Source organism: uncultured Nevskia sp., from assembly GCF_903885465.1.
GTDB lineage: Bacteria > Pseudomonadota > Gammaproteobacteria > Nevskiales > Nevskiaceae > Nevskia.
This window is the reverse complement of sequence record NZ_CAISIQ010000314.1, coordinates 1-5,769: the sequence shown is the minus strand read 5'-3', so window position 1 is coordinate 5,769 and position 5,769 is coordinate 1. Positions and strand designations below refer to the sequence as shown.

5 protein-coding genes are annotated in these 5,769 nt (G+C 67.3%); 4 read left to right on the top strand and 1 reads right to left on the bottom strand.

The features are described 5' to 3' along the window. On the top strand, positions 1-1,142 hold a 1,142-nt coding region (locus QZY06_RS12225; protein WP_295684691.1), incomplete at its 5' end, for an Ig-like domain-containing protein. On the opposite strand, the gene QZY06_RS12220 is transcribed toward QZY06_RS12225, so the two are convergent. Continuing rightward, positions 1,139-2,473 carry a VCBS repeat-containing protein gene (locus QZY06_RS12220; protein WP_295684688.1) on the bottom strand — a complete coding sequence of 445 codons (1,335 nt, stop codon included), beginning with the start codon at positions 2,471-2,473 and terminating at the stop codon, positions 1,139-1,141. The genes QZY06_RS12225 and QZY06_RS12220 overlap by 4 nt on opposite strands. On the opposite strand from QZY06_RS12220, the gene QZY06_RS12215 reads away from it, so the two are divergent. The 3 genes from QZY06_RS12215 to QZY06_RS12205 form a co-directional block, all read left to right on the top strand. After that, positions 2,463-2,762 (top strand): hypothetical protein, encoded by a 300-nt coding sequence (locus QZY06_RS12215; protein ID WP_295684685.1) that lies wholly within the window; start codon positions 2,463-2,465, stop codon positions 2,760-2,762. The two genes, QZY06_RS12220 and QZY06_RS12215, sit on opposite strands and share 11 nt — an antisense overlap. Positions 2,763-2,793: 31 nt before the next feature. Continuing rightward, positions 2,794-4,422 carry an FAD-binding domain-containing protein gene (locus QZY06_RS12210; protein WP_295684681.1) on the top strand — a complete coding sequence of 543 codons (1,629 nt, stop codon included), beginning with the start codon at positions 2,794-2,796 and terminating at the stop codon, positions 4,420-4,422. 140 nt (positions 4,423-4,562) lie between these two features. Then, positions 4,563-5,769: toll/interleukin-1 receptor domain-containing protein (locus QZY06_RS12205; RefSeq protein ID WP_295684678.1), on the top strand; the 1,207-nt coding region annotated here is incomplete at its 3' end.

Sequence of the window (5,769 nt, the reverse complement as noted above, 5' to 3'; positions counted from 1 at the left end):
CGGTCAGCGCCGCAGCGCCGGCCAACACGCCGCCGGTGGCCGTCAACGACACGGCGACGACACCCGCGGACACCGCCGTGCTGATCGATGTGCTGGCCAATGATCGCGATGCCGATGGCGATGCCTTCGAGATTGAATCGGTCGGCAACCCGGCGAATGGCACTGTGGAAATCGTCGACGGCGCGATCCGCTACACCCCGGCCAGTGGTTTCGCCGGCACCGACAGCTTCCGCTACACGATCGCCACGCCGCGCCGTGAAACCGCAGCGCCGCCGCGGGTCAGCGCCGGCAACGCAAGCCGCCGCCCGAACGCCGAAGGCGACAGCACCCAGACCGCCACCGTCACCATCACCGTGGTCGGCGCCGTCGTACCGCCGGTTGTCGGGCCTGACGACAGCGTCAACGGCTCGGCCCGACGTGGCGGTGGCGCGGCCGGCGGCCTGCTCGGCTGGCTGGCACTCGCGGCGCTGCTGCGCCGGGTCGCGATGCGCTGGAGGGCGCTGCGCGGACGCGGGCTGATCGGTGCAGTAGCGCTCCTGCTGTCGGCAGGCGCTTCCGCTGCAAGTCCGGCACCTGCCGAATCGAGCAACGCCTGGTACACCGGCGTAGCGATCGGTAACGCCGCCAGTGGTCAGCACGGCGACGGCAATCGCGCCATCGCCGGCAATGGCAACGATGCCGATGCGACGATCAACACGCTGGACTTCAGCTGGGGCGTCTACGGCGGCCGCGAGCTGAACGACTGGCTGGCGTTGGAAGCGTCGTACGACAACCTCGGCCGCTACGGCGCCATCGTCAGCGGCACTTCGCCGAATCCGCAGCAGCTAGGCCGCGACTTGCTCAAGGCCTTGCCGATCGGCGGCGATGCCTATGGCCTGCGCCTGCGCTACAGCCTGCCGCTGTCACCGACGCTCGATGCCATTGCCCGCATCGGTGGCTATTACGGGCATTCCGAACGTCAGGTGACGATCAACGGCATCAGCGAGCGCGGCAACGATGACTTCGGTGGCGTCATGGCCGGGCTCGGCGTGCGCCATACGCTCGGTGCGCGCTGGGCGGTGGTCATCGACACCCAGATGTACTGGCCCGAGCAGGGCAAGCGCCTGGTGCGCGCGGCGCTGGCCCTGGAGTTTCGTTACTAGGGTTTCGAGAGGCGATCGTCACTCCGAGCCTGCAATGTCCGCGGTTGCAGCAGCAGGCGGGCCGGAGTGTCGTTGTTCAGCGTCGAGACGGTGCTGCCGTCCGCACTGCCGCCCGAGGTCACTGCCAGGTCCGGCTTGCCGTCGCGGTTGAAATCGCCGATCGCCAGCGCGTACAGATTGCCGCTGACCGTCGGATTGGCGACGACGCTGAAACGGACGGCAGCAGCGCCCTGCGCAGTGTCGTTGCCGAGGATCGACAGGCTGTCGCTGCCGTCGTTGGCGGTGACCAGATCGGGTTTGCCATCGCCGTTGAGATCGACCACGGCGACGGCGGTCAAGCCGCTGTTGATGCCGACGACGGTGTTCGCGGCAACGCCGAAGCTGGTACCAGCGGCACCCGGTGCCGTGTCGTTGAGCAGGATCGACAGGCTGTCGTCGTAGTTGTTCGCGGTGACCAGATCAGGCTTGTGATCGCCGTTGAAATCGCCGACGGCAATCGCGATCGGGCACTGGCCGACGGCAGGGCTGGCGGCCAGGCTGAAGTGCAAGTCGCTGCTGCCCGGGAGGGTCTCGTTGACCAGGATCGCCACGCTGTTGCCGTAGCTGTTGGCGGTCGCCAGATCGGGCTTGCCGTCGCCGTTGAAGTCGCCGACGGCAAGCGCATACGGGCCATCCATGCCGGCGAGCAGCTGGGTGGCAACGCTGAAGCTCGCCACCGTCGCGCCGTCCGCGGTGTCGTTGAGCAGGATCGAAACGCTGCTGCCGAGGTAGTTGGCGGTGGCCAGGTCGAGCTTGCCGTCCGCGTTGAAATCGGCGGCGGCGATGGCGATCGGCCCGAGCGGGTCCACCGGCAATTCAAGCGAGCTGAAGTGCACATCGCCGCGCGCCGCGCCATCGGCAATCAGGATCGAGACGCTGCCGTCGCCAACATTCGCGGTGGCCAGATCAGGCAGTCCATCGCCATTGAAATCGCCGGCGACCACCGCGTGCGGCTGCGCGCCAACCGCCTGGCTGAGGGCCAGACGATAGTGGACTTGCTCGCTACCCGGCAGGCTGCTGTTGAGCAGGATCGACACGCTGCCTTCGTCGTGGTTGGTCACCGCCAGATCGGGCAGGCCGTCGCCGTCGAAATCGCCAACGGCGACCGCAGAAGGATCGCGCCCTCCGGCCGTGCCCACGGCGGCGGTAAATCGGGCCCTCGGCGCCAGCAGAAGTTCGGTGGACAGGCTGAGCTTCAGGCCCAGCCGATCCAGCAGCGCGCCGTCGATGGCCGGTATCGGCGGCGTCGGCAGTTTTCTGTCGGCGAGAATCGGGCTGGCGTTGAGCTTCAACGAACGGGCGGCATTGGCAATGACCAATCCTTCAGCAGGCTCCCCCTCGGCCATCGCGGGTCGCGCAAGCAGAAAACCGATTGCCGACAGCAGGAGCGCCCGCGGCGCCTGTCTGATGACGACTGCCCCAATTCCGTTCATGTTCTTCCACTCGCTGCTGAGAATGCGCACCGCCTTTGCGACCGGTCAGACCTTGCGCCGACTGCCGCCCGACCGGATCTTCGAGCCGATCAAAGAGGATGTTTCAGGTCCAGACGGGATTCCCGCCGCGGACCGGACATTTGCATGAACCCTCCGCTTGCCGCGCGACATGCTGCACCTTGCGCCGCTACATTGCCGATCCGATCCTCGCGAGCCGCGCCGTGATGCTGCAAGTCGTCTGGTTCAAGCGCGATCTGCGCATTGCCGACCATGCACCGCTGGCGCGGGCCGCTGCAGCCGGGCCGGTGCTACCGATCTACATCGTCGAGCCGACGCTCTGGCAGCAGCCGGATGCCTCGGGCCGCCACTGGGCGTTCATCCGCGAATCGCTGATCGAGTTGCGCGCCGCCCTCGCCAATCTGGGCCAGCCGTTGGTGATCCGCCGCGGCGAAGCGGTGGCTGTGTTCGAAGCGCTGAGGACGAAACGGGGCGCGTTCGCGCTGTGGAGTCATCAGGAAACCGGCAACGACTGGAGCTATGGCCGCGATCTCGCGGTCGGTGCCTGGGCGCGCGAGCAGGGCATCGCCTGGACGGAGATTGCCCAGCAGGGCGTGATCCGCCGGCTCGGCTCGCGTGAAGGTTGGGCACGGCGCTGGGATCAGATGATGTCGGCCGATTGCGCCGAAGCACCGGTCAGCCTGAGGTCGCTCGATGTCGATCCCGGCCCGATGCCGCCGCAGCAGCTGCCCTGGCTGGCGCCTGATGATTGCCCCGGCCGCCAGCGCGGTGGCCGCTCGGAAGCACAGCGCACGCTGCACAGCTTTCTCACCGAGCGCGGCGGCCACTATCACCGCGAGCTGTCGAGCCCGCTGACCGCCGCCGAATCCTGCTCGCGGCTGTCGCCGCATCTGGCCTGGGGCACGCTTTCCATCCGTGAAACGGCGCAGGCGGCAGTGACGCAATTGCGGATGCTCGATGCCGAGCCCATCGATCGACAAGCCAGCTGGAAGCGCGCGCTGCGGGCGTTCATTGCGCGGCTGCACTGGCACTGCCATTTCATCCAGAAGCTGGAATCCGAACCGCGCCTGGAATTCACCAACACCCATCCGGCCTACGACGGCCTGCGCGAAAACGAGTTCGACGAGGCACGCTTTGCCGCCTGGTGCGAGGGCCGCACCGGCCTGCCGTTCGTCGATGCCTGCATGAAGAGCCTGATCGCCACCGGCTGGATCAACTTCCGGATGCGAGCGATGTTGTGCGCCGTGGCCAGCTATCACCTGTGGCTGCACTGGCCGCAGCCGGCGCTGCATCTGGCCCGGCTGTTCACCGATTACGAACCCGGCATCCACTACCCGCAGATGCAGATGCACAGTGGCGTGACTGGCATCAACACCATCCGCATCTACAACCCTGTCAAGCAGGGGCTCGATCACGATCCGGACGGCATCTTCATCCGCCGCTGGCTGCCGGAGCTGGAGAAAGTGCCCGCGGTATTGATCCACACGCCTTGGCGGATGGACGAACGACAGCAGGCCGAAACCGGTGTGCGGCTCGGCCGCGACTATCCGCTGCCGATCGTCGATCCGATCGAGGCTGCCCGCGAGGCGCGCGACCGGGTCTGGGCAGTGCGCGACGGTGCCGAGTTTGATCGCCAGGCCGAGGTCATCCAGCAGCGCCACGGCAGCCGCAAGGCCGGCCTGCCGCCGACCACCCGGCCGCGCAAGAAAGTGGCACAGGCGCAGCTCGGGCTGGCTTTCGAAGATCCGGCTGACGATCCGCCTGACAACCCGGCCAACGGTCGGGCCTGAATCGCTTGCTGCACCGGAACAAGCTGACTACGCTCGCGGCCTAACCGCCGTCATGCGTACAAGCGATCGGTACGACGACAGGACAAGGCGGAAGCGGATTGAGGTCAAGCAGGGTGATGTTGGGGTTCGGGGGAGCGGGCGTGACCGGCAGCAACTACAAGTATCCGGGCTTCATCAGCTACAGCCATCGCGATCGCAAGGTCGCCGAATGGCTGCATCGCGCGCTGGAAAACTATCGCGTGCCGAAGCATCTGGTCGGTAGCGTCGGCCAGTACGGCCCGGTGCCCGCGCGCCTGTATCCGATCTTCCGGGATCGCGAGGAGCTGTCCGCCGGCGCACTCGCCGAGCAGCTGCGGCAGGCGATCGCGCAAAGCCGCTGCTACATCCTGATCTGCTCGCCGCACGCGGCAACGTCACGCTGGGTGAACGAAGAAGTCGAACTGTTCCTGAAAGTCCGCGATCCGGCCAGCCTGCTGTGCCTGATCGTCGACGGCGAACCGAACGCTACCGCCAAGGGCCATCCGGAACGCGAATGCTTTCCGCCGGCGCTGCGCCAGGCCACGGTCAACGGCCAGCCGCTGGAACCGATGGCCGCCCAGCTCGATGACGCCGCCGATGGCCGCGACAACGCCCGGCTGAAGATCATCGCCGGTCTGCTCGGCGTCGGCTTCGACGAACTCAAGCGTCGCGACCTGATCGCCCGCAATCGCCGGCTGGCGGTGCTGGCGTCCTTGAGTCTCGTCGTTGCGGCGATCACCGTGGCGCTGGCGATCGTCGCCGTGTTCGCCCAGCGCGAAGCCGAGCACAGCCGCCAGCAGGGCGAGGAGCTGATCGGCTTCATGCTCGGCGATCTCCGAGGCAAGCTCGAACCGCTCGGCAAGCTCGACATCCTCGACGCCGTCGGCGACCGGGCCACGGCCTATTTCGCGGGCCTTGATCGCGGCAGCGATCCCGGCCCGCGCGCGCTGGCCGCACGCGCCAAGGCGCTGCGCCAGATCGGCGAAGTGCGCTTCGCCCAGGGCCGGCCGGCTGATGCAGTGGAAACCCTCTCTGCCGCACTGAAGCTGCAGCGCGAACTGGTGGCCGCTGCGCCAGCCGACAACGAACTGCTGTTCGAACTGGGCCAGACCGAGTTCTGGGTCGGCTACGCCGCCTGGCGCGCCGGCCAGTTCGATCAGGCGGAAGCCAATCTGCTCGAATATCAACGGATCTCGCAGACGCTCATCGATCGCGATCCGGCCAACCGCAGCTGGAAGATCGAGGGCGCCTACGCGCTGAATAATCTCGCCGTGCTGGCGTCCGAGCGCAGGCGCTACGCCCAAGCCTTGCCGCTGTTCCGGCAAGTGG